This window comes from Pseudobutyrivibrio xylanivorans (genome assembly GCF_010906925.1).
Lineage (GTDB): Bacteria > Bacillota > Clostridia > Lachnospirales > Lachnospiraceae > Pseudobutyrivibrio.
On record NZ_VTVE01000003.1, the window covers coordinates 72,998 to 95,130 of the forward strand.

Consider the following 22,133-nt stretch of genomic DNA (forward strand, 5'->3'; position numbering starts at 1 on the left):
GAAGCAAATAACAAATGGTTGCGTCTTCCCGTAGATAGAAGAGGAAGTAAAGGCTAGCCGCCTTATCATACGACGCAACCTTACAGACGGAGGATAATTAATTGAATTTACCAGCAATAAGTCATGACCCATTTGGAAAAGATGCGTACATGATAAAAGATGATACATTAGTTGTAGTCCTCAAGGCAGCAAAGGGAGACTTGAAAAAAGTCTCCCTCTTTTTTGGGGATAGAGTAGATATTCATAAAGAGGTTCAGGTAAATGAAGTACCTATGGAGCTTACTGGCTCAGATGAATTATATGATTATTTTGAGTGTATAGTATCAAGTCCGTTGACTAGGATTTGCTATTATTTTCAAATAGAAGATTTCTTTAGTGTGAGTCTGTTTTATAGCGAATATGGATTTACAGAGCAGATGAATAGACAGCGAATTGAATATTTCCAATATCCGTATTTACGTAGAGAAGATATGATTGAAATGCCTGAATGGACAAAGGATATGGTGATGTATCAGATTTTTCCTGACAGCTTTGCCAGCGAAAAAGGAGGCATTTCAGGACAATCCAAGAGAATAAAAGAGAGAATAGGGGCTGATGAGACAGATGGATTGGTAGAGTATAGGTCTAATCTCGGTGGAAATATAAAAGGAATTGTGGAAAACCTTGATTATATTGAAGACCTTGGTGCAAACTGCATCTATATCAATCCGATTTTCAAGGCTAACAGCTATCATAAATATGACACTGTAGACTACATGGATATAGACCCATGCTTTGGAACAATTGATGATTTTAAAACCTTAGTAAAGGCTGCTCATAAACGGGGAATTAAAATTATATTAGATGGTGTATTTAATCACTGTGGCCCAGATTTTTTTGCATTTAAGGATGTACTAAAAAAGGGAAAAGAATCAAAGTATGTAGACTGGTTTTATAAGCTTAGATTCCCAATTGAGACCAATCCATATCCTAATTATGAGGCTTTTGCATATGTGGCGAGCATGCCAAAACTTAACACAGGCAATCCAGAGGTTTTAGAGTATTGTTGTAATGTTGGAAGATTTTGGATTCGTGAATGCGGTATTGATGGATGGCGTATGGATGTCGCCAATGAAATAAATCATGAATTCTTTAGAGAATTTAAAAAGGCAATTAGAGAAGAGAATCCAGACAGCTTTTTAATTGGAGAGATATGGGAAAATTCGGAGAACTGGCTGTTGGGCGATCAGTTTGACTCTACTATGAATTACACATTTATTAGTGTATGCAAGGAGTTTTTCGCTGAGGAGTCAATAAATGTACAGCAGTTTGATGAAAAGATTCAAAAGATGATTCATAGATATCCATATCCTGTAAGTCTGGCTCAGATGAATTTTCTTGATACCCACGATGTAGGCAGATTCTTAAGCTTTTGCCATGGAGATGAGAGGAAACTAGAGCTTGCCTTAGCATTTATGATGTGCGCCCCTGGCATTCCATCTATTTTCTACGGAGATGAAAAAGCCATGGAAGGATTAGAAGAATGGGAATACAGACGACCTATGGAATGGGATAGAAAAACATCAGTATTTGATTTCTACAAGAAATGGACGCATATACGAAAAGGCAGCAAAGCCCTTAGCCGAGGCAATTATCACACGGAATATATTGATAATGAAAACAGAGTATATGCATTTTCTCGTCAGTATGAAGATGAGAAGAAAACTGTGATTTTCAATGCTTCAGAGAAGCAAGTGTGTCTAAATCTTGGGAAAAATGTGAATTGCGCCCCATGGTCTGTAGCGATTCTAGAATAGTTCATATTTTTTGCTTAAACTCATCACAAATATATTGTACAATAGTGCCTGCGATGGGGGGAATTTGTTACCTAAAGGAGGACACCTGTGATGGCTAATGAATTCAAAGAGTATATTACATTTGTAGTTAATACTAAAGACGGCGCAGAAGTTGAAATGGCAGTAATCGACCAGTTCGAATTTGAGAATAAAGGATATGTTGCAGCAGCATTAGTTGATGGTGATACTGTCAGCGACGAGGGTTGCTTCATCTACCGAGTAAAGGTTGGGGAAGACGATTTCAAGGTAGAGAAGATTACAAACCAGATTGATTATAATCGCATTGCTGAAGCATACATGGACATGATTTAGCAGTTACTTTAGTAGAAATGATGGCTCCGGAGTTTTCCGGAGCTTTTTTATGTGGGGGAGATGTGAAAAGTACCATACCATCTCATGTGAGGCGCAAAATGAGCCGGGGAGCAGAATAAAAGAGAAATAATATAAAGAGTTAATGAGGAAGATGCACCAGTTAAAAAGTAGTTTAAGTGAAAAGAGAATGATATAATGAAATTCAATGTAAAAGGGTTCAAATCAAAGCTAGCATGGAATCAATAATAACCTAGAGGTGCAAAATATGTTTTTTATAATGGGAATCACAGATGGGAGAAAGGATTTAGATTTCACCCAGACTGTCATATGCGATAATTGTGGTAAATATGGAAGGTATCAGGTGTTTATGCTATATACGGTGCTGTCACTGTTTTTCATACCAACCTTCAAATGGAATAAAAGGTATTATGTGCAAATGAGTTGTTGTGGGACAGTCTATGAGCTTAATCCTGAAATAGGAAGACGTATTGCAGCAGGGGAGGATTTACAAATTAGATCTCAGGATATGACAAAAGTTAATCAGGGAAGAAGCTATGGATTGAAGCATTGTAATAATTGTGGTTATGAGACTACAGAGGATTTTGATTTTTGCCCAAAATGCGGTATTCATTTTTAAAATAAACTAGAAAAGGGAGAGAGTTAATGAAAGCAAAAAGATTCGCATATACGATATTAGTGATAATATCACTTATTTATTCGGTGATAGTGTACATGGTAGGAAGCGGCACTTTTTCATTTGCCATATGGCTGGCAGTTGCGGCATTTTTTGCATTCCTACTATTTATGAATAGTAAGGATAGATGGAAAAAGGTACCTAAAGGAATCAGTGGTATATTTAATGGTGTAGTGGCAGCTTCTCTTGTGGTGTTTATCATCTGCCAGGGGTGTATCCTTAGCCAGTTCTTTTCAAAGGGAGAGGCGGATGCTGACTACCTAATAGTCCTTGGGGCACAGATGAGAGATAATGGCCCTAGCATTGTGTTTAGGTATAGGCTTGATGCAGCAGCTGATTATCTAAAGAAAAATCCTGATGCAAAAGTTGTAGTCACAGGCGGACAGGGAGCAAATGAATCCATCAGCGAGGGTGAAGGCGGAAAAGCCTATCTTATTGAACAAGGTATATCTGAGGATAGGATTATAGTGGAAGATGAGTCTGTTAATACAGAGGAAAATATCGTAAATGCGTTAGCCCTCATTAAGAAAGATACCACAACAAGTGAGAGTGATTTAAAATTTGCTGTAGTGACCAACAATTTCCATCTGTATAGGGGCACACTTTTGGCCAAGAGACATACAGATGCTAAGATCACTGGAATTGCAGCACGTACAGAATATCTGTATATTCCAAACAACATGGTACGAGAATCTTTTGGGATACTAAAAGATTTAGTATAAATCTGAACTATTACTTTTAGGAGGTGGAGTATGATAAAAGTATATGGCAGTAGACATTGCCCAGATTGCATCAATTTTGAGCATAATCTAAATAAAAATGGATTGGAATTTGAGTTTGTAGATATCAACGAGAACATGCCTAATCTCAAGGCCTTTCTCAATATGAGAGACAATAATCCAGCATTTGAAAAGACAATTAAATATGGATATGTAGGAATACCTGCAATTGTCTACGAGGATGGCAGCGTTGACTTGCATTGGAAAAATTATTTAGAGGATAAGGGGATTACAATTGAGTATGTAGCTGGAGAACAGCAAGCGTGCTCAATTGATGGAAAAGGTTGCTAACATGAAGTCGGACTTGATGAAAAATAAACTAGTTGTATGTTTGCTTGCAATACTTTGCTGTTTGCTGTGGGGCAGTGCTTTTCCAAGTATAAAGATAGGTTACAAGATATTTGAAATAGGACAGGAAAGCAGTATGTCCCAGGTATTATTTGCAGGGACCAGGTTTTTTCTAGCTGGAATTCTTGCAATAGTATTTGGCAGTATCCTGCAGAAAAAGTTTTTATTTCCTAAAAAAGAATCCTGGAAAATGGTGTGTACACTTAGCTTTTTCCAGACAGTGTTGCAGTACTTTTTCTTCTATATGGGACTTGCCCATGCATCGGGAGTGAAATCTTCCATAATAAATGGAATGAGTACTTTTTTTGCTATCTTGCTTGCTTGCCTAGTTAGAAAGCAGGAAAAATTAACTGGCAACAAAATTGCCGGCTGCATACTAGGGGCAATAGGTGTGATAATTGTAAGCCTTGCAGGAGGAAGCCTTGGAGATGGCTTTGCCATAAATGGAGAGGGATTTATCCTTGTGTCATCCATTTCCTACGCCATTTCATCGGTGCTTATTAAGGAATACTCCCTGAGAGAAAATCCTGTTACCTTAAGTGGATATCAGTTTGCCATTGGGGGACTTTTCATGATGATTGTAGGTTTTTTAGCAGGCGGCAGTCTTCATATGACATCGGCAGCGGGGATTCCACTTATAATCTACATGGCACTTATTTCATCAGTATCCTACTCAATTTGGGGCATACTTTTGAAATATAATCCGGTGTCATCTGTCACCATCTATGGATTTACCAATCCTATATTTGGAGCAATCCTCTCAGCAGTTTTCTTAGCCGAGTGGAACACAATTAACATCCGATATTTAGTGGCCCTTGGGCTAGTAAGCCTTGGAATATATATAGTTAATCGAGAGTAAAGCATTAAAATCAGGCGGGCAATTTGGCTGGCCTGTTTTTTTCTGCCTAAATTTGATAAATTTAATAGCTATTTGATATAAACGGTTATAAAATTTGAGGTAAGATGCATAATGTTAAAAGATGGAGGAAATAAATGAGCAACAAACTATTTGATGTAGAAAAATTTGCAGCAGTGGCAAGACGTGCTGTGGCAGAAGGAATAGTATTACTCAAAAATGATGATAATGCGCTTCCGCTGAAAAAGGGTGCTAAGATTGCCCTATTTGGCAGAAGCCAGTTTAACTATTATAAAAGCGGAACAGGCTCAGGAGGTATGGTAAACACAGCCTATGTTGTAGGTGTGAGAGAAGCCCTTGAGTCAGACGATAGATTTAGCCTTAATGCAAAGCTTAAGGATACATATGATGAGTGGATTAAGGATCATCCTTATGAGCTTGGAGAGGGATGGGCAGCAGAGCCATGGTTCCAGGAGGAGATGCCTATCTCAGCAGATTTTGCTAAGGAAATCTCAGAAGAATCAGATGTGGCAATTGTGCTTATTGGACGTACTGCAGGTGAGGATCAGGACAATAGCAATAAGCAGGGCAGCTATCTTCTCACAGATGATGAGAGGGAAATTCTTAAAAATGTAACAGCAGCATTTAAGCAGACAGTAGTTCTTTTAAATGTTGGAAACATCATAGATATGAAGTGGGTTGAAGAGTACAATCCAAGCGCTGTTGCATACATTTGGCAGGGCGGTCAAGAAGGTGGAAATGGCGCTCTTGATGTGCTTTCTGGCGATGTGAATCCATCAGGTCGACTTACAGATACAATCGCAAGGGATATTACTGATTATCCTTCAGATGCTAATTTTGGCGGGGAAAAATGTAATATTCAGCAGGAAGATATCTATGTAGGCTATAGATATTTTGAGACCTTTGCAAAGGAAAAGGTACTTTACCCATTTGGATTTGGACTTTCATACACAACTTTTTCTATAGAAGCAAAGAAATTTGAAGGTGAAGACGATAAAGGCTATTTCACTGTTACAGTTACAAATACTGGAAAGAGAAAGGGACAGCAGGTTGTTCAGGTCTATGTTTCAAAACCACAGGGAGTCCTTGGAAATCCAGTAAGAGAACTTATAGCATTCGGAAAAACTAAGGAGCTTGAGCCAGGAGAGTCACAGGATCTTCAGTTTACTTTCACTTCATATCAATTATCCAGCTTCGACGACAGTGGCGTTACAGGACATAAAAATTCCTATGTATTGCAGGAGGGAGAATATACTTTTTACGTTGGTGACAATGTTCGCTGTGAAGAGATTGCAGGAGTTTATAGTGCAGCTGAAACAAGGGTTGCAAAGCAGCTTTCAGAGGCACTTGCGCCAGTTGTTGATTTTGAGAGGATGAAGCCAGTTCCACAGGAAGATGGCACATTCAAGGTATCATATGAGCCAGCTCCAAAGGCCACCATTGATGGGGATGACATAAGAAAAAATAACATGCCACAAGAGCTGACAGGAAACAAAAGTGGCCTGAAGCTTCTTGATGTATTTGACAATAAGTGCACTATGGAAGAGTTCATTTCACAGCTTTCTAATGAAGAACTCTTTTGCATAGTTCGCGGTGAGGGGATGAGTTCTCCAAAGGTAACACCAGGTTGTGGAGGAGCATTTGGCGGTGTGACAGATTCTCTCCTAGAAAAGGGGATTCCTGTTGCATGCTGTACTGACGGCCCTTCTGGAATCAGAATGGATTGTGGTAAAAAAGCATTTGCAATGCCAAATGGAGCTTGCCTTGCCAGCGGATGGAATCTTGAGCTTTCAGAGGAGCTATATAATTGGGAAGGTCTTGAAGTCAGAAAAAATAAAGTTGATGTGCTTTTAGGACCGGGCATGAATATTCACAGACATCCACTTAATGGACGCAACTTTGAGTACTTCTCAGAAGACCCATATGTAACAGGAAAAAATGCAATAGCCCAGCTTAAGGGAATGCATAAATATGGTGTGACAGGAACAATCAAGCATTTTGCTCTTAACACTCAGGAAACTGGAAGACATACAGTTGAGCATGTGGCATCGGCTAGAGCCATTCGAGAAATATATCTAAAGGGATTTGAAATGGCTGTAAAGGAAGGTGGCGCTCACGCATTGATGACCACATACGGTTCTGTAAATGGTTATTACACATCATCAAGCTATGATTTGGTCACAAGAATTCTCAGAGAAGAATGGGGATTTGATGGAATCGTCATGACTGACTGGTGGGCAAAAGGCGGCAAGTCTTACCATGGTGATAATTCAAATATGGCAGCTATTGTTAGAGCACAGAATGATTTGTACATGGTTACAGGAAATGCTGAGCTCAACACAAATAAAGACAATCTTGAAGAGGCAATTAAAACAGGTGATATCACAAGAGAAGAGCTTCAGAGATGTGCTGCAAATATTTGCAAGTTCATTATGAATAAGCCTGTGTTTGCACGCTACATAGATAGAGACAATGACGTAGATAAAAAGCTGGCAGAGGAAGCTGACGATGAGGAGCTTGCTTTTGACAAGATGGTGCTATGTGATGTTGATGAAACAGGAGTTGCAACAATTAATCCTGCTGATATTAACACAGGAAGAAATAGCACTACTATGTTTACAGTTTCATTTAAGGAGCGAGGAGATTACAAGCTAAAAATGACTGTAAGGGCAAATGCTACAAGCGAGCTGGCACAGATACCACTTAGCATTTTCAGAGATAAATTGCTTGTGAAAATGATTACTCTCACAGGAGAGGACAGTGATTGGCAGACAATAGAAGTGCCTTTCGACGCATGCGCAATGACATTCTTCATGAAGTTCTATTTCGCTCAAGACGGAATGGAAATTAAGGACATTAAATTTGAATTAGTCAAATCTAGGGAGGAAGAATTTAGGCTTATGTTTGCTCGAATGGGCGAAGAATAAAATCAAGGGGATTGGTATGCTTAATAACAGTACAAAGGGAAAAATCGTATTTACGGATAATAATGGTTCATTCAAAATAGGAAAGCCAGAAGATACAAGCTATCTGTATTTTCCTATAGCATCAGAGGCTGGATTAAAATCAAGCCTTACACCCAATTTAGGTGGTGACTCAATGGTGGACCAGGAGACATTTATCCTAGAGCCTACCAGTGTGGAGAATCTTCATAACAATAAAAATACCAGAAATTTTTGGCTCTATATGGAAGACGGAAAAGTATGGTCTGCCACTGGCTCATCAGCTGAGCAGGAGAGTCAAAAGTTTACAATGGACCAGGATGAAAGTGCGGTGGAGGCAGGTTTCATGTGGCACAAAGCTACTCGAATTAGCAACTGCTTCGATATCAGCGCTGAGATTTTATCCTTTGTACCTGTAAATGAAAATGTTGAAATCATGTCTGTAACTATTAGAAATACAGGCAGTGAAGAAAAGCTAATAACACCTATTGCGGCAGTGCCAATATACGGCCGCTCAGCAGATAATCTCAGGGACCATAGAAATGTTACTTCCATGCTCCATCGAATCGCAACTACAGAAGAGGGAGTACTTGTTAAGCCAACTATGTCTTTTGATGAAAAGGGACATAGACCTAATAATAAAACCTATTTTGTAATTGGACACAGAGAGGATGGAATAAATCCAGAATCATTTTTCCCTACAGTTGAGACATTTGTAGGAGAAGGTGGCAGTTTCTTTAAGCCTAGATCTGTATATAGGCAGGAGGAAGGACTAAGGGCTGGAGAAAAGCTGGCGGGACTTGAGGCTGTAGGTGGACTTAAGTTTTCTAAGATAAAGCTTGCTCCTGATGAATCTGTAACATTTAATATCTTGATTGGAGTTACAGAGGATGAAAAAGAAATAGAAAAACTTTCTAAAAAATATGCGTATAAATCGGCAGTGGAAAAAGAGTTTCAGACCACAAAAGAGTACTGGCAGAAAAAGGTAAATGTTAGCTTTCACACTGGTGATAAAAACTTTGATGAGTTTATGGCATGGGTTGCTTTCCAGCCATTTCTTCGCCGAGTATACGGCTGTTCATTTTTGCCTTATCACGATTATGGACGCGGTGGACGAGGCTGGCGAGACTTGTGGCAGGACTGTTTGTCCCTTCTTTTCATGGAGCCAGACAATGTGCGCCAGATGATAGTTGCCAATTTTGGTGGTGTCCGCATGGATGGAACCAATGCAACCATTATTGGTGAAGGACTTGGCAATTTTATAGCCGACAGAAATGGAATTGCTAGAGTGTGGATGGACCATGCATTTTGGCCATTTAGAACACTACTTTTATACATCAATCAAACAGGCGACTACAGCATTTTAAAGGCGAAAGTCCCTTATTTTAAGGACTCAATTGTACGCCGTGGTACCGTAGTTGATAAAAAATATGAGGTGGTGGATAACAAGCAGCACACAGAGGATGATAGTGTATATCTTGGTTCGATCATTGAACATTTGCTGGTGGAAAACCTGTGCGCCTTCTATGAGGTAGGACAGCACAATGTTTTAAAACTAAGAGGTGCCGACTGGAACGATGCACTTGATATGGCATCAACAAATGGCGAATCCAGCGCATTTTCATATGCCTATGCTGGCAATCTTTTGGAGCTTGCAAATCTGATTTTTGCAGTATCAAAAGAGGATGGAATAGATGAGATACATATTGCAACAGAGCTAAAGCGTCTACTTGACTTAGATAGTTACGACTCGGTAGAGGAAAAAACTAATAGACTTGCAGAATACTGTCGGTCATGTGAGGGGAATATTAAAGGAACTCAGGCATCAATTCCTGTAAATGTTCTTGTGGAAAAACTAAGAGGCATGTCTTCTTGGATGACAAACCATTTGAACAAGCAAGAATGGCTTGAGGGTAATAAAGGCGAAGGCTGGTTTAATAGTTATTATGATGACAGCTGTCGCATGGTAGAGCGCTTTAGCGATTCTGATGAAGAAACACGCATGATGCTGACTGGTCAGGTCTTTGCCATAATGGGCAATGTGGCCACTGACGAGCAGATTCATAAAATAGTTCAAGCAGCTGATCACTATCTGTATAAGGAGGCTATTGGTGGCTACCGTTTGAATACGGATTTTAGAGAAGTGAAGTATGACCTAGGCAGGATGTTTGGATTTGCCTACGGGGAGAAGGAAAATGGCGCGGTATTTTCACATATGTCTGTTATGTACGCAAATGCGTTATATGGCAGAGGTTTCGCAAAAGAAGGTTTCAAATCACTCAATGCCCTTTTTGCAACAGCCATGAATTTTAATGTCAGTCACATGTATCCGGGAATACCAGAGTATTTCGACAGCAAAGGTAGAGGAAAGTATCCATACCTGACAGGTGCAGCATCATGGTATTTACTGACAATGATTACAGAGGTGTTTGGCGTAAAAGGAGAGGCTGGAAATCTTGTAATCGCACCGGCTCTTTTGAAGGAGCAGTTTGATGAAGAAGGTAAGGCGAGAATCAATCTTACATTTGCAGAAAAGAAGTTTGATATCGTATATACGAATCCATCAAAGCTTCAGTTTGGAGAGTATAAAATAAAAGAAGCAAGCTTAAATGGAGTTAAACTTGCTGTAGAAAACAATAAAATATTAATCCCTCAAAAAAACGTTGAGAACCACGAGAACAACGAAATCCTGGTGGTGTTAGGGTAACCTACAGACTAGCGATGAGCTGGTTTAGATAGTAACCCCTTTCCTTTACGGAGCTGGTAGGTAACAAGCTCTTAGGTCTATGAACGAGGCATGTTAGCCGAGAGAATAGACTCTAAGGCTTGTGGCCGTAACCAGCGGACAAAAGTAACCAGCGGACTAGGTCTTGGCTAGCCTTCAGTTTTCATAATATCACGAGGGGTTCCCTTCCAATGAGTACCGTAGTATTTTTCGCGGTACTTTTTTGGTGTAAGCCCAGTTTCCTTCTGGAAAAGCTGACTGAAGTGACTCTGGGATGTAAATGAAAAATAATTAGCAATGTCAGCCAGTGAATAATCGCTGTATCGAAGCAGATTCATCGACGCTTCTATTTTAGCTTGGCGAATGTAATCGCTGGTGGATGTGCCAAGCTCATCCTTGAAAAGTCTGGAAATATAGCTGGCGGAATTGCTAGTGTACTCGGCTAAATCTTTAACTGTAATTCGTTCCTTCAGATGAGAGTAGATGTAATTTAAGCACTCTGTCATTGGACGAGAAAGGTTAGCACTTCGATTGATGATAATCATCTTATTTGTATAGTCTAAAACCATCTTGTCGTGGAGCTTTTCCAAGTCCTCAAGAGTAGAAATATCGTCAAGCTTTTGAATGTAAAAATCACTGAGACGATAGGCTCTTTCCATCTCCATTCCGTTGTCTACACAAAGTCTTGTTATGAGAGCAATAGAAACAACAAAATGATATTTAAAATTCTGAACAATATCTCTAGAAAGCTTGCCTATTCCCTTTGGATTTAAAAACTCATGATTCTCAATATTCTTATGAATTTCCTCTAAATTACCCTCAGCTACGTAGCGGTAAAAAAGCAATTCCCTGTTCTGGTGATTATGAGTCTGAACATCGTTTTTATCATCATATTCATTTGCTAACCAATCAGTGGAACTTGTCATGATAGCCTCCAAAAATATAAAGACGCTTTAATAAGCGGTGAATTCAACAAACAAAAAAACAATAGCATGGATTTTGTATTTTATCAATGAATTTGATATAGAAAAAAATCCAGGAAACTTAAGATAGTAAGCGTCTAAGAGATACTTGATTTATCAATCAAAGGAGGAAAACGTAATGAAAAAAAGAGTAGTTAGTCTTGCGCTTGCACTTTCTATGGTAGCAGGGCTCACAGCTTGCGGGGGTAATCCAGAAGGCGGTAGCGCCGGAGCTGAAGGCGGCTATGTGGCTGAAGGCGAAGAAGGAAAAGTAATTAATATTTACTGCTGGAACGATGAGTTCAGAACAAGAGTAGAGGCAGTATATGACAAGGTAGACCACACATCTGAGGATGGCACAATCACATACCTTACAGATGGTTGCGAGATTCACTGGACAGTAAATCCTAACCAGGATGGTGTATACCAGAAGAAGTTAGATGAGGCACTCCTTAATCAGGGTTCTGCAGCAGCTGATGACAAGATTGATATGTTCCTTTCAGAGACAGATTATGTAGTAAAGTACACAGATGCTGAGGCAGATATTGCTATTCCACTTACAGAGCTTGGAATTGACCCAGATAAGGATTTAGCAGATCAGTACGATTTTACAAAGACAGTTGCTTCTGATGCAAATGGCGTACAGAGAGGTTCTACATGGCAGGCTTGCCCATGCCTCTTTGTTTACAGACGTGACATTGCACTTGATACATTTGGAACAGATGATCCAGATGAGATTCATGCACTTTGCTCAGACTGGGACAAGATGAAGTCTGCAGGTGAGGAGCTTAAGGCAAAGGGTTACTACACATTTGCAACATATGCAGATACATTCCGTGCGTATGGAAACAGCATTTCTGCTCCATGGGTAGAGGAAGGCAGTACAGAGATTAACGTAGATCCACAGATTATCAACTGGATTAACGATTCTAAGGAATGGCTTGATGCTGGTCTTATAGACAGCAACATCAAGGGACAGTGGACAGATGACTGGAACAAGTCAATGGGTTCTGAGTCAAAGGTATTTGGTTTCTTACTTCCAGCATGGGGAATTGACTTCGTTCTTAATCCAAACTGGGATGGAGAAGCAGGTGCTTGGGCAGTAACAGACGGACCACAGGCATTTAACTGGGGTGGTTCATTTGTACACGGTTGTGTAGGTACAGATAATGCTGAGCACGTTAAGGAAATCATGCTTGCTGTAACTGCAAACAAGGATAACCTTATGAAGATTACAAAGGATTACCTTGATTTCACAAATACACAGTCAGGTATGGAAGAGATTGCAAATGATGAGAGCTTCGGAGCAGAGTTCCTTGGTGGAGAGAATCCATTCAAGTACTTCCAGCCAGCAGCTTCATCAATCCAGATGACAACACTTTCACCATATGATCAGGGATGCGTAGAGCTTATCCAGAGTTCATTTGGCGATTACTTCCAGGGTCAGGTAGATTTCGATACAGCAAAGGCTAACTTCGAGCGCGCTATCAAAGAACGTTATCCAGAGATAACAGCAGTTAACTGGCCTGAATAGGAATTTTTAGATTTTTAAGTGAGCTGGTAGGCATCAAGCTCTGAGGTCTCCCTAGGGAAGCTTTTTATGCTGACTCTGGGAGGCTCTCAGGCTTGTAGCCGTGACCAGCGGATTTCTTTAGGAGATAAATGCTATGAAAAAAACTAAAAGTATAAGCCGTGCAAAGTGGGGCTACATCTGCATTCTGCCTTTCTTTGTGACTTATTTCATTTTTTCATTTCTGCCACTAGTAGACACGATTAGGTATAGTTTTTATGAATATTACCGCTCAGGTATCCGCACAATCGGACCAAATTTCGTGGGATTTGATAACTATATCAGTGTTATGGGACCTGATTTCTTTACTTACCTTAAAAACACTTTCATCTTATGGATAATCGGATTTGTTCCACAGATTGTAATCGCTCTATTACTTGCATCATGGTTTGTAGATGCAAGACTTAAGATTCGCGGTGAGCAGTTTTTTAAGGTTGTGATATATTTACCAAATCTTATCATGGCATCTGCATTCGCTATGTTATTTTTTACATTGTTCTCAACATCAGGACCAGTAAATTCAATTCTTGCCAACCTAGGGTTGGTAGATGGCCCAATCGATTTCATGGGAACACCTACAGGTACCAGACTTCTTGTAGCACTAATGAACTTTCTCATGTGGTTCGGCAATACAACAATTATGTTGATGGCCGCAATCATGGGAATTAGTCAGGACGTCTTTGAAGCTGCGTCAATCGATGGATGTACTCCTCGACAGACATTCTTCCATATTACCCTACCGCTGATAAGACCAATCCTGACATACACCCTTATAACGTCACTTATTGGTGGTTTACAGATGTTTGATGTACCACAGATTCTCACTAACGGCCAAGGTAATCCGAACCGTACAAGCTACACTTTAATCATGTGGCTTAACAATTTGCTTCGTGCACCAGATTACGGTCGCGCAGGTGCCCTTTCCGTATACTTGTTTGTCGTTAGTGGAATTCTCTGCATTATGGTTTACAGAATGGTAAACAGAGATGACGAGAAAAAAATCAGAAGAAGATTTAATAGAAATTGAGGTGGAGCCATATGATAAGAAAAAATAATAGCAATATAGCAAGAAGCTTTGTGGCTCATTTTACACTTATAATTCTTTCGTTTATGTGCTTGTTCTTCTTCTATATTTTGATAGTAAATTCAACATGTTCCCATGCTGAGCTTCAAAAGGGATTTTCGGCATTGCCAAAATCAAATGCCTTGGTCAATTTTAGAAATGTTGCAAATGATGGCACCTTCCCTATGCTCAAAGGCATTGTAAACAGTATTATCGTTTCCAGCCTTTGCGCTGCCATCTGCACATATTTCTCAGCACTTACTGCATTTGGATTATATGTTTATGACTTTAAGCTTAAAAAAGTGGCATTTACATTTATCATGGTTATCCTTGTAATGCCAACTCAGGTTACTGCACTAGGTTTCCTTAGATTGATTAGAAATATGGGATTCTATGATACTTTGATTCCACTTATTTTACCTTCAATTGCAAGCCCAGCGGTGTTCTATTTCATGTATAGCTATTTGAAGTCTAATCTTCAGTTATCCCTTGTGGAGGCGGCCAGAATAGATGGTTGTGGCGAGATAAAGATTTTCAATCAAATAGTATTTCCTATCATGAAACCAGCCATTGCAGTTCAGGCAATATTTACATTCGTAGGTTCATGGAACAATTACTTCGTTCCTGCTCTTGTACTTGAGTCAAAGGACAAGGCTACAGTGCCAATTCTTATAGCTACTCTTCGAGGCGCTGATTATATGAACTTTGACATGGGTAAAATATATATGATGATAACAGTTGCAATTGTTCCTATTATCATTGCATATCTGTTCCTCTCAAAATTCATCATAGCTGGTGTTGCCCTTGGTGGTGTAAAAGAGTAAAAGTTGTCTTTTTGTAGGGAGAAAATAATTATTGGTAAAAAAGGGAACCTGTCATATGGCAGGTTCCCCCTTTTAGTTATCTAATCTTTTTACCTTCATACATTTTTTTATCAGCCGCATCAAGAGCCTTTTTTATGTCGTTGTAGTCTGAGAAAAATGCATATCCTTTTGATACAGTAATTTTTATATTTTCGCTTTCAATCTGCTTTATCTGGGCCATGTTAATGTCAATTTCCTGCATAATGCTTTCCACTTCTGATGGATGAGCATATTGATGTAAGACAACAAACTCATCACCGCCATAGCGGATGACTACGCTGCTACTTCCAGCAATTCGTTTGAGTTTTTCACTGACAGTAGTTAAAACTGTGTCACCAAAAGTATGACCATAAATATCGTTATATTGCTTAAACTTATTTACATCTATGACAATAACTGCAAAATCAAGTTTTTCCTGCTCATATTGCTTAATAAACTTAGGTATGATTTCATCAAAGCCACGTCTATTCATAAGGCCTGTAAGAGAATCGGTAGAAGCGAGCTTTTTCATTTCTCCGCTTTTCTGCAGGTGCTCAGTAACATCGATAAAATAGCCTACCAAACCTATAATGTTTCCATTTACCACGTATGGATGTTTGGTAGCAAGGATATTTCTGACCTGACCCTGGACGATGCATTCTCCAGGTGCATCTATGATAGAGCGGCCTTCCTTGATAATCTTAAGCTCGTCTTGTTTAAATGGTTCAGGATTAATGTGCCAACCCATATCTTCATCAGTTTTTCCAATAATATAATCTACAGATGGGAAACCATAGTATTCCAAAAATATATGATTTGCACCTAAAAATCTGCGGTCAGAATCCTTCCAGAATACACCGATAGGTAAATGATTAAGAATGTTTCTAAATGAAAACTGCTCAGTTGTATTTAAAGAACTGTGATTTTTCTTGCTCATCAAATTAGTTACCTGTGAAATTCTAGAAACAACATATTGGCTTACAGGAAGAACACAGGATAACATCATTTTCTGGTTCATAACATAAACCACTTTAAGAGTGACGGCTTTAAGCACATAGTTGTCGTACACATCATTGAGATAGAAGAAGCCCTCTAGCAAATTTGTATTGCTTTGAATAAGTCGTTCCTCAATGGTATCTATATTCATAAAGTCTTTAAAGGATTCACGGTCCTCTTCATGAACACGATTAAGGGCAATATCCTCTATTACTTCTCTTGCGGGTTTGTTTAGGTTATTTATATGGACTTTGCTATTGAACAGGTAAATGTTTTCAAAGTAATCAGTATCAATACCGAATAAATCAACGCATTCAAACAGTGAAAACATATATTTACCAACAGTATTGGTTATTTCCTCGTAGCTTTCATTTACATAATGAGTAAGCATTCTGATAGAGAGAAGATAAGCGTCAAATCCAAGAGCATTTTCTGTGGTAACATGCTTGATTCGCATATTTACAATCTTGCCATTTTCGACAAATTCAATACTTTCTGGAAGACCACTTTGCTTACTTTGGAAGCACAATTCCCAGAACATAGAAAGTGGACCGGGGCCTGATTTATAGGTGTTAATCATTTTTTCAACAGACTCTAAAGAGCCTTGAGCGTTAGGATGTGAATCTATTATTTCTTGGAAAGCATCATTAATGTATAAGAAACTCCATTTTTTATTTTTTACGATACCGATAGCAAGAGGCAGGGCATCTGATTTTTGACTAGTAACGTGTCGAAGCGGATTCTGTTTTAATAGGTCGATTAAACCAAGTTTATTGTAAAAATGGCGTTCGTCTAATTTCTCAAAATCTCTGTCATCAAGATGCATTTGCTCGCATCCCTCTTCAAGAGGAACAGGCCTACCTATGTAGTATCCCTGTATAAGCTCACAGCCTAAGCTGCGTAAGAAATCATATTGCTCCTTGGTTTCAACACCCTCCGCCAATGTATGAAAACCAAGGTTTTTTAACATAGAAATAGCATGCTTCAGGATGATTTTACCGTTGTCATTTACATCGAATCCTCTCAAGAATTCCATATCGATTTTGACCAAATCAAATTCGTAATTCTTTAGGACATTAAGAGATGAATATCCACTTCCAAAGTCATCCATCCAAACTTTTATACCGCAATTACGGATTCTTGAAATTTGCTCACGGATAAACTCTGGATTTTTAGTAAGTGCAGATTCAGTGATTTCCAGATGGAAGAGCTCCTTTTTTACCTGATATTTATCTAGGAGTTCATTCATATAGCTTGCGATATCAATAATCTCAAAATCGATTCTAGACAGGTTGATAGAAACAGGAACAGCCTCACGCATACCTGCCTTTTCCATTTTTGCGAAGGTTGAAATAACCTCTTCCATAACATAGCAATCAAGCTTATGGATAAGATGGTATTCCTCTAACACGGAGATAAATTCATTTGGGTAAACAGTACCCTTATTTGGATCTATCCAGCGAACCAAAGCCTCCCAGCCGCAGACTTCGCCTGTAAGAGAGCGGACAATTGGCTGGTAATATATTTGAATATATTTATTGGCAAGAGCCTCTACAAGATTATCAATGATGAATTGTTTTCTGGCTAAATGACCGCCTAGCTCAGCGTCATAGAATTTATAATCGATGTCATATTTTTTTTTGATAGATGCGCAGGCAATACGAGCTCTATCGGTGCAGCGTATTACATTTGTGACCTCGCCATCGTATAAATAAACACCGGCCTTAAGCTCTAAGTTTATATCTTGTTGAAGGGATTTTACCTGTTTTTTAACTTCTAAAATAGCTGGCACAACCTGAGTGATATCTGAGCACACAACAAAATGGTCTCCAGAAAATCTAGAAACCAACTGACTATCAAATACTGTTCTAAGGATGTGGGCAATATCTTTTAGCAGGTCATCGCCCTTTTCAAATCCATAGTTAGCATTGAACTGTTTGAAATTTTCCATATCAAGGAAAATAAAAGCGTAGTTACTACCCTCTTCGGCATCATCGATGAGTTCTTGACCCCATTCATAAAAAGCGGGCTTGTCTAATAAACCGGTGAGTTCGTCACGACTTTCCTTGAAAATCTCTCTTTCGTCCATAGTTAAACCCCAGTATCTTCTATTGTGTGTTTTGATATTCTAGCACCTAAATGTGAAGAATTTTTATAAAAATTGTTGTCTAATCTTGAGAAAAAATGATTGTTAATGGACTAATAATCTGATGCGTCTTCTAATCAACAATAATGCTGTCTGAGCCAGTTGAATTCTTTTGAACTTTTTAACCAAAAAGGAGAGGTCGAAAATGGTTATTTTAACAAAAATTGAGCGATTGTGATTATTTATGAGCATTAATGATTGATAAGTGAAAATTATCGTGCTATATTTTGATTGTGTTAATCACAAATAATCATAATATTGCAGGGGTGGGATATATGTTAACTGAAGAGAGACGGACAAAGATTATTGAAATTGTAAACGAGAAAAAAGCGGTTTCGGTTAATGAACTTGTTGAATTGCTTGATACATCCGCAGCTACAATTCGACGAGATATTAATGCTCTTAATGCATCAAAACAATTGATCAAAGTTTTCGGTGGGGCTACATCTATGAGTTCTTTAGATGTTAATACCAAAGAAGACGCCGTAAAAATAAAAGCGCAAAAAAACATCCACGAAAAAGATTCAATAAGCAAATACGCAGCAAGTCTTATTCAGGACAATGATTTTGTCTACATAGATGCCGGAACAACAACCCTTGCAATGATTGATTACATTGACAACTATAAAGCAAAGTTTATTACCAATGGTATTGTTCACGCCAAGAAGCTTATAGACAAAGGTCTTGAGACAATTATGATTGGCGGAAGATTAAAGAAAGCAACAGAGGCGGTTGTTGGTCCTGATTGTGTGGAGATAATCAAAAAATATCATTTCACAAAGGCGTTTATGGGAACAAATGGTATTTCCATAAGAGCGGGATTTACAACTCCAGATGTAGACGAGGCAATGATTAAAACCGAGGCAATAAGACATGCATATATGGCTTACGTCCTCGCTGACCATACAAAGTTCGATCAAATCAATTCGGTGACATTTGCAGAGATTAATGATTGCTGCATAATCACAGATTCGCTTTCTGCAAAGGAATATTCAAATCATACGGTTGTTAAGGTTTGTGAAGAATAAATGGAGGAAAAAGAATGATTTATACTGTTACATTTAACCCGGCGCTAGATTATGTGGTTCGAATGGATGGTGATTTACTCCCAGGAATGACAAACCGCTCATGTAGTGAGGAGTACTACTTCGGTGGCAAGGGTATTAATGTTTCCATGGTTCTCGCAGAGCTTGGAATAAAATCAACAGCCCTTGGATTCGTGGCAGGCTTCACCGGAAGAGCTATTGATGAAGGGGTTCAGGCAGCAGGAATCGATACAGATTTCATAATGCTCAAAGAAGGAATTTCCAGAATCAATGTAAAGCTCAAGGCAGCAGAGGAAACTGAGATTAACGCTCAGGGACCAAAGATTGACGAGGAGTCACAGATGCAGCTCTTCAACAAGCTTTCAAGACTTGTTCCAGGAGATATGCTTATTCTGGCAGGTTCTATTCCAAATTCACTTCCAGATGATGTATATGAAAGAATTCTTTCTATGCTTGATGGAAAGGGTATTGAGTTTGTAGTAGACGCAACAAAGGATTTACTCACAAATGTTCTTAAGTATCATCCATTCTTGATTAAGCCAAACAATTTTGAGCTTGGTGAAATCGTGGGAAAGACACTTGAGAATGATGATGAGATATATGAAGGAGCCCTCAAGCTTCAGGAAATGGGAGCAAGAAATGTTCTGATTTCTATGGCTGGTGACGGTGCAATGCTTGTTGATGAAAACAAGAAGCGCTATCGCATAGGTGTTCCAAAGGGGAAGGTTAGAAATTCGGTAGGAGCTGGTGATTCGATGGTAGCAGGTTTTGTAGCTGGCTACATGAAGTCAAAGGATTATGAAACCGCTCTTAAAATGGGTACAGCAGCTGGAAGCGCAACGGCTTTCTCAGATGGCCTAGCTAAAGCTGTTGATATAAATAATTTATACAAAGGGTTAAATTAGGAGGGAATATGAAAATTTCAGAATTCATTGATCCTAGGGGAATCCAACTTGGTGTTTCTCTTGCTGATCAAAACGAAGCAATCGACAAGCTTATTGCTCTTCATGAGGCAGTAGGCAACTTGAATGATGCGGCAGCATTCAAGACAGCTATTTTAGAGCGTGAGGCTAAGGGCTCTACAGCAATAGGTAACGGTATAGCTGTTCCACACGGTAAGTCAGCAGCTGTTGCAAAGGCTGGTCTCGTTGGTATTACATGTCCAGATGGTGTTGATTACAAGGCACTTGATGGCAAAAACAGTGATTTACTTTTCATGATTGCAGCTCCAGAAGGTGGCGCAGACACACATCTTGAAGTTCTTTCAAAGCTTATGACAATGCTTATGGATGCTTCATTCTGTAAGAAGCTTGTTGCAGCAAAGTCAGTTGATGAGTTCTTAGGACTTATTGATGAGAAGGAAGCTGAAAAGGATGCTAGCCAGTCTACATCTGCAGCAGCAACTGGTTCAAAGAAGCTTGTTGCTGTAACAGCATGTCCTACTGGTATTGCTCATACATTTATGGCAGCTGAGGCTCTTGAGCTCAAGGCTAAAGAGTTAGGCTATGGAATCAAGGTTGAAAAAGATGGTTCCGGTGGAGCAAAAGATGTGCTTTCATCTAAGGAAATTGAAGAGGCTGATGCTGTTATTATCGCATGTGACAAGAACATCGATATGCAGAGATTCCATGGCAAGAAAGTTGTTATGGCATCTACAAAGGAAGCTATCCACAGCCCAGAGACACTTATTGAAAAAGCTGACAAGGCTTCTGTATATCAGCATGCAAGTGGTGCAGCTAGGGTGACAGATTCATCTAACGAATCAGTAGGTCGTAAGATTTACAAGCACTTAATGAATGGTGTATCTCATATGCTTCCATTCGTTATCGGTGGTGGTGTACTTATTGCTATCGCATTCTTGCTTGATGATTATTCAATTGACCCAAGTAACTTTGGTTCAAATACACCAGTTGCAGCATGGTTTAAGACAATTGGTGGTGGTGCATTTGGATTCATGCTTCCAATCCTTGCTGGATTCATTGCAATGTCAATTGCTGACAGACCAGGTCTTGCAGTTGGTTTCGTAGGTGGTTATCTTGCTTCTACTGGTGCAACATTTGCATCACCAGGTGGAGATATTCCATCAGCATTCCTTGGAGCATTAGTTGCAGGTTTTGCAGCAGGTTATATTGTTCTTGGTTTAAGAAAGCTTTGTGAGGCTCTTCCAGCTTCACTGGAAGGTATCAAACCGGTATTCATTTATCCATTATTTGGTACACTTTTGATATCAGTAGTAATGTGTGCAATCAATCCTATCATGGGTGCGTTGAACTCAGGACTTACTTCATTGCTTGAGGGTATGGGAACAAGCTCAATGATAGCTCTTGGAGTACTTCTTGGCGCAATGATGGCTACAGATATGGGTGGTCCTTTCAACAAGGCAGCTTATGTATTTGGTACAGCATCTCTTGCAGCAGCAAATGAGACAGGCTGGATGATTATGGCAGCAGTTATGGTTGGTGGTATGGTTCCTCCAATCGCAATCGCACTTGCTACAATTTTCTTCCCAAAGAAGTTTACAGAGAATGAAAGAAAGTCTGGTCCAGTTAACTTTATCATGGGATTCTGCTTCATCACAGAAGGTGCTATTCCATTTGCAGCAGCAGATCCACTTCGTGTAATTCCTTCACTTATGGTTGGTTCTGGTCTTGCAGGTGCTCTTTCAATGGCATTTAAGTGTACACTTATGGCTCCACATGGTGGAATCTTCGTATTCCCAGTTGTTGGTAACGTAGCACTTTACCTTGTTGCACTTTTAGCAGGTTCAGCAGCTAGCTGCCTATTACTTGGAATTTTAAAGAAGAATGTAGCACAGTAAATTCCGGTTATTCCGTATATAAAAACATTTCATTTTAATTCCGAGGGGCGACCCTCGGAATTATTGTTTGTAAAAATTGTTTGATTTTTTCTAATTTTTTATGTATTTTTTAGAAGAACAATTATAGACAAATCAATTGATTTTCTATAAAGTATATAAGTACATTTTTACGCTTATA

At 39.2% G+C, this 22,133-nt stretch carries 16 protein-coding genes; 14 read left to right on the top strand and 2 right to left on the bottom strand.

Annotated features, from left to right (window positions below):
* Positions 1-101 precede the first annotated feature (101 nt).
* The 8 genes from F0Q01_RS09775 to F0Q01_RS09810 all read left to right on the top strand — a co-directional run bounded on the left by F0Q01_RS09775 (position 102) and on the right by F0Q01_RS09810 (position 10,494).
* A complete protein-coding gene (locus F0Q01_RS09775) occupies positions 102-1,796 on the top strand; it encodes a glycoside hydrolase family 13 protein (protein WP_090488498.1) in 1,695 nt (564 codons plus the stop codon).
* 90 nt (positions 1,797-1,886) lie between these two features.
* A complete protein-coding gene (locus tag F0Q01_RS09780; RefSeq protein WP_090154472.1) occupies positions 1,887-2,147 on the top strand; it encodes a DUF1292 domain-containing protein in 261 nt (86 codons plus the stop codon).
* Positions 2,148-2,412: 265 nt separating this feature from the next.
* Entirely contained in the window at positions 2,413-2,784 is a 372-nt protein-coding gene (locus F0Q01_RS09785; protein ID WP_090488499.1) for a zinc ribbon domain-containing protein, read from the top strand.
* 26 nt (positions 2,785-2,810) lie between these two features.
* A complete protein-coding gene (locus tag F0Q01_RS09790; RefSeq protein WP_090488500.1) occupies positions 2,811-3,563 on the top strand; it encodes a YdcF family protein in 753 nt (250 codons plus the stop codon).
* 30 nt (positions 3,564-3,593) lie between these two features.
* Entirely contained in the window at positions 3,594-3,911 is a 318-nt protein-coding gene (locus F0Q01_RS09795; protein ID WP_090488501.1) for a glutaredoxin domain-containing protein, read from the top strand.
* Positions 3,895-4,827 carry a DMT family transporter gene (locus tag F0Q01_RS09800; protein ID WP_090488502.1) on the top strand — a complete coding sequence of 311 codons (933 nt, stop codon included), beginning with the start codon at positions 3,895-3,897 and terminating at the stop codon, positions 4,825-4,827. Before F0Q01_RS09795 ends, F0Q01_RS09800 begins: the two co-directional genes overlap by 17 nt.
* 134 nt (positions 4,828-4,961) lie before the next feature.
* A complete protein-coding gene (locus tag F0Q01_RS09805; RefSeq protein ID WP_090488504.1) occupies positions 4,962-7,772 on the top strand; it encodes a glycoside hydrolase family 3 protein in 2,811 nt (936 codons plus the stop codon).
* 16 nt (positions 7,773-7,788) lie between these two features.
* Positions 7,789-10,494: a GH36-type glycosyl hydrolase domain-containing protein gene (locus tag F0Q01_RS09810; RefSeq protein WP_090488506.1), complete on the top strand. Its 2,706-nt coding sequence runs from the start codon at positions 7,789-7,791 to the stop codon at positions 10,492-10,494.
* Between the two features lie 167 nt (positions 10,495-10,661).
* Here the strand turns inward: F0Q01_RS09810 and F0Q01_RS09815 are convergent, their stop codons facing one another.
* On the bottom strand, positions 10,662-11,438 hold the full coding sequence (locus tag F0Q01_RS09815; protein ID WP_090488508.1) for a helix-turn-helix domain-containing protein: 777 nt from the start codon (positions 11,436-11,438) through the stop codon (positions 10,662-10,664).
* Between the two features lie 175 nt (positions 11,439-11,613).
* Here F0Q01_RS09815 and F0Q01_RS09820 point away from each other — a divergent pair, with 175 nt between their 5' ends.
* The 3 genes from F0Q01_RS09820 (at position 11,614) to F0Q01_RS09830 (ending at position 14,931) form a co-directional block, all read left to right on the top strand.
* Entirely contained in the window at positions 11,614-13,008 is a 1,395-nt protein-coding gene (locus F0Q01_RS09820; protein ID WP_090488510.1) for an ABC transporter substrate-binding protein, read from the top strand.
* A gap of 133 nt (positions 13,009-13,141) precedes the next feature.
* Entirely contained in the window at positions 13,142-14,071 is a 930-nt protein-coding gene (locus tag F0Q01_RS09825; RefSeq protein WP_090154450.1) for a carbohydrate ABC transporter permease, read from the top strand.
* Positions 14,072-14,082: 11 nt separating this feature from the next.
* Positions 14,083-14,931 (top strand): carbohydrate ABC transporter permease, encoded by an 849-nt coding sequence (locus F0Q01_RS09830; RefSeq protein WP_090488512.1) that lies wholly within the window; start codon positions 14,083-14,085, stop codon positions 14,929-14,931.
* A gap of 76 nt (positions 14,932-15,007) precedes the next feature.
* On the opposite strand, the gene F0Q01_RS09835 is transcribed toward F0Q01_RS09830, so the two are convergent.
* Positions 15,008-18,034, bottom strand: a complete 3,027-nt coding sequence (locus F0Q01_RS09835; RefSeq protein WP_090488514.1) for an EAL domain-containing protein — start codon at positions 18,032-18,034, stop codon at positions 15,008-15,010.
* Positions 18,035-18,366: 332 nt separating this feature from the next.
* On the opposite strand from F0Q01_RS09835, the gene F0Q01_RS09840 reads away from it, so the two are divergent.
* From F0Q01_RS09840 to F0Q01_RS09850, 3 genes are read left to right on the top strand one after another with little or no spacing between them, the layout of a single operon-like run.
* Positions 18,367-19,119: a DeoR/GlpR family DNA-binding transcription regulator gene (locus F0Q01_RS09840; RefSeq protein ID WP_090154445.1), complete on the top strand. Its 753-nt coding sequence runs from the start codon at positions 18,367-18,369 to the stop codon at positions 19,117-19,119.
* Positions 19,120-19,133: 14 nt separating this feature from the next.
* The gene (gene pfkB, locus F0Q01_RS09845; RefSeq protein WP_090488516.1) at positions 19,134-20,042 is read left to right on the top strand and encodes a 1-phosphofructokinase; all 909 of its coding nucleotides are present in this window, start codon (positions 19,134-19,136) and stop codon (positions 20,040-20,042) included.
* Positions 20,043-20,050: 8 nt separating this feature from the next.
* Complete coding sequence (locus F0Q01_RS09850) at positions 20,051-21,955, top strand: PTS fructose transporter subunit IIABC (RefSeq protein ID WP_090488518.1); 1,905 nt, start codon at positions 20,051-20,053, stop codon at positions 21,953-21,955.
* Positions 21,956-22,133: the final 178 nt, after the last annotated feature.

Bases quoted from the DNA above. Each gene is read 5' to 3' on its own strand.
- F0Q01_RS09780 (WP_090154472.1), top strand. From the start codon at position 1,887: ATGGCTAATGAATTCAAAGAGTATATTACATTTGTAGTTAATACTAAA.
- F0Q01_RS09785 (WP_090488499.1), top strand. From the start codon at position 2,413: ATGTTTTTTATAATGGGAATCACAGATGGGAGAAAGGATTTAGATTTC.
- F0Q01_RS09790 (WP_090488500.1), top strand. From the start codon at position 2,811: ATGAAAGCAAAAAGATTCGCATATACGATATTAGTGATAATATCACTT.
- F0Q01_RS09795 (WP_090488501.1), top strand. From the start codon at position 3,594: ATGATAAAAGTATATGGCAGTAGACATTGCCCAGATTGCATCAATTTT.
- F0Q01_RS09800 (WP_090488502.1), top strand. From the start codon at position 3,895: ATGGAAAAGGTTGCTAACATGAAGTCGGACTTGATGAAAAATAAACTA.
- F0Q01_RS09805 (WP_090488504.1), top strand. From the start codon at position 4,962: ATGAGCAACAAACTATTTGATGTAGAAAAATTTGCAGCAGTGGCAAGA.
- F0Q01_RS09810 (WP_090488506.1), top strand. From the start codon at position 7,789: ATGCTTAATAACAGTACAAAGGGAAAAATCGTATTTACGGATAATAAT.
- F0Q01_RS09815 (WP_090488508.1), bottom strand. From the start codon at position 11,438: ATGACAAGTTCCACTGATTGGTTAGCAAATGAATATGATGATAAAAAC.
- F0Q01_RS09820 (WP_090488510.1), top strand. From the start codon at position 11,614: ATGAAAAAAAGAGTAGTTAGTCTTGCGCTTGCACTTTCTATGGTAGCA.
- F0Q01_RS09825 (WP_090154450.1), top strand. From the start codon at position 13,142: ATGAAAAAAACTAAAAGTATAAGCCGTGCAAAGTGGGGCTACATCTGC.
- F0Q01_RS09830 (WP_090488512.1), top strand. From the start codon at position 14,083: ATGATAAGAAAAAATAATAGCAATATAGCAAGAAGCTTTGTGGCTCAT.
- F0Q01_RS09835 (WP_090488514.1), bottom strand. From the start codon at position 18,034: ATGGACGAAAGAGAGATTTTCAAGGAAAGTCGTGACGAACTCACCGGT.
- F0Q01_RS09840 (WP_090154445.1), top strand. From the start codon at position 18,367: ATGTTAACTGAAGAGAGACGGACAAAGATTATTGAAATTGTAAACGAG.
- pfkB (WP_090488516.1), top strand. From the start codon at position 19,134: ATGATTTATACTGTTACATTTAACCCGGCGCTAGATTATGTGGTTCGA.
- F0Q01_RS09850 (WP_090488518.1), top strand. From the start codon at position 20,051: ATGAAAATTTCAGAATTCATTGATCCTAGGGGAATCCAACTTGGTGTT.